We start from the raw sequence: 2,367 nt of genomic DNA, 5'->3' as shown, positions 1-2,367 counted from the left end.
GTCAGTAGTTTTTCGCCTTCGGTCAGGCGGTGTGCAAAGCCGTGTGTTTTGGGGGCGGATGCGGCATCCGTGGTCTTGGTGTCCGGTGTGCAGGCGCTCAGGAGTAAAAGCAGGGGAAGGATGTATTTCATGGTTGGTCTCTCAACAGGCCGTCTGAACCTATAGTTTCAAACGGTCAGCGTTGTTTATCGATAACGATAAACCCGGCGGGGATAAACGGGATAGGCCGGGTAATTGCGGACGGGTTCGCTGTCTTGATAGATGACGGTCGTTCCCGGCGGGGCGTTGATGGTCACGGTTTTGTTGACGGTGGTTTGCGAGTGGACGGGCAGGTCCAAGACGGCGGTGCGCCCATACGGAGTCTCGGTATAGACGCACGCACTTAGAAAGAGGGTGATGCTCAGGGCCAATGCCTTCATGTTTCAGACGGCCTTATTTGAGCAGGTTTTTCAAGGCCAGGCGTACGCCTTCGCCGACTTCCGTGCCTTTGGGAATGCTTTTGGTGGCGGCTTTGGCTTCGCGTTCGTTGTAGCCGAGGGCAAGCAGAGTGTTGATGATGTCTTGGCTTTCGTCGGCAACGGCATCAGGGGCAAACAGGCCGTCTGAAACGGTATGGGATACGAGTTTGCCGCGCAGTTCCAACACCATGCGTTCGGCGGTTTTCTTGCCGATGCCGGGGGCGGAGGAGAGGCGTTTCACGTCTTCTTCGGCGATGGCTTGCGCCAGCTCGTCGGCATTCATGGCCGACAAAATGCCCAATGCGGTTTTGGCACCGATGCCGCTGACTTTGACCAGTTGGCGGAAGGTGGCGCGTTCCTCGGCTGAGGCGAAACCAAACAGCAAATGCGCGTCTTCGCGGACGACAAGCTGGGTGTAGAGATGGACGGTTTCGCCAACGGAAGGCAGGTTGTAGAAAGTCTGCATGGAAACGTCGGCTTCATAACCGACGCCGTTGACGTCGATAACGACCTGCGGCGGATTTTTCTCAATCAATTTGCCTGTGAGCCTGCTGATCATGGTGTTCCCCTGTGATTAAAAAAGGCCGTCTGAAACCTTGCAATCGGGTTTCAGACGGCCTTGTATTGTATCAAACTTCAGCGGTAACGCGGACGAAATCAGATGGCGGATGCCAGGTTCAGATGACGGGCGCGTTCGCCTGCTTCGGCGGCACGTTCTTGGCTGCTGAACGGACCCATTTTGACAACGTATTCGTAGTTGCGTTTTTCAAGCATGACTTTGCTGTCCGACGGCAGGCTTTGTGCGGTTTGGTTCAAATAAGCCTGTGCTTCGCGTTCGGTACCGAAGGATTTCAAATCAACAAAAAATTCTTTGTTGTTTGGGGTAATAATGGTTTGAGCGGCGGTTTGGCCGGGGATGATTTGTTCAACTTTGACGTTGGCCGTGCCTTGGTTGATGAAACCTAATTGTTGGGCGGCGGCTTTGGAAACATCGATGACGCGGTTGCCGTGGAAAGGGCCGCGGTCGTTGACACGGACGATGACGCTTTTGCCGGTTTGCATATTGGTCACACGTGCGTAGCTGGGAATAGGGAGGGTTTTGTGGGCGGCGGAGAGGGCGTTCATATTGTAACGCTCGCCGCTGGAAGTTTTACGACCGTGGAACTGGTTGCCGTACCATGAGGCTTTGCCGGTTTGGCTGAAAGAGGAAACTTTGGTTAGCGGCGTGTAGCGTTTGCCGGCAACTTTGTAACTGCGGTTGGCAGAAGGATGCAGTTTTTCGACTCGGACCACGCTGTCGGCGACGGCGGCATTGATGGAGAGGACGCCGATGGTGGCAGCGGCTAAGGAAAGGAGGGTTTTTTTAGTAAAAGTCAAAACGGGTTCCGTTCTTGAGTTGATAACGCAGCGGTTTCAGACGGCCTGTTATACGCCGCCGGCAAAACCGTTTTGCCGCCATGCTTCAAATAAAATCACGGCGACGGTATTGGAAAGATTCATGCTCCTGCTGTCAGGCATCATCGGCAGGCGGATTTTTTGTCCGGCAGGCAGGCTGTCGAGAACTTCGGCAGGCAGGCCGCGCGTTTCGGGACCAAACAGCAACACGTCGCCTTCGCGGAAGGAAACTTCGTCGGGGCGAGTAGAGCCTTTGGTGGTCAGCGCGAAAATGCGACGGCCTTCAAGGGCCTTGAGGCAATCATCGAAATTCTCATGTACCGTCAGTTTGGCAAACTCGTGATAATCCAAACCCGCGCGTTTCATTTTGGACGAATCCAGAGGGAAACCAAGCGGTTTGACCAAGTGCAAATCGGCACCGGTATTGGCGCAAAGGCGGATAATATTGCCCGTATTGGGCGGGATTTCGGGTTGGTACAAAACTATGGTAAACATATAAATCAATCACTTATAG

At 54.1% G+C, this 2,367-nt stretch carries 4 protein-coding genes; all 4 read right to left on the bottom strand.

Annotated elements, in window-relative coordinates; all coding sequences use genetic code 11:
• Window positions 1-185: 185 nt before the first annotated feature.
• A complete protein-coding gene (locus ACTHUM_RS11630; protein WP_049335660.1) occupies window positions 186-419 on the bottom strand; it encodes a hypothetical protein in 234 nt (77 codons plus the stop codon).
• A gap of 13 nt (window positions 420-432) precedes the next feature.
• Window positions 433-1,017 (bottom strand): Holliday junction branch migration protein RuvA, encoded by a 585-nt coding sequence (gene ruvA, locus ACTHUM_RS11625; RefSeq protein WP_070615730.1) that lies wholly within the window; start codon window positions 1,015-1,017, stop codon window positions 433-435.
• Window positions 1,018-1,115: 98 nt separating this feature from the next.
• A complete protein-coding gene (locus tag ACTHUM_RS11620; RefSeq protein WP_440402934.1) occupies window positions 1,116-1,835 on the bottom strand; it encodes a septal ring lytic transglycosylase RlpA family protein in 720 nt (239 codons plus the stop codon).
• A 48-nt stretch (window positions 1,836-1,883) separates the two neighbouring features.
• A complete protein-coding gene (trmL, locus tag ACTHUM_RS11615; RefSeq protein ID WP_070461542.1) occupies window positions 1,884-2,348 on the bottom strand; it encodes a tRNA (uridine(34)/cytosine(34)/5-carboxymethylaminomethyluridine(34)-2'-O)-methyltransferase TrmL in 465 nt (154 codons plus the stop codon).
• Between the last annotated feature and the right edge of the window lie 19 nt (window positions 2,349-2,367).

This window comes from Neisseria sp. P0021.S006 (genome assembly GCF_051956895.1).
The sequence above is the reverse complement of the archived record's forward strand: the minus strand, read 5'-3'. Positions and strand labels throughout refer to the sequence as shown.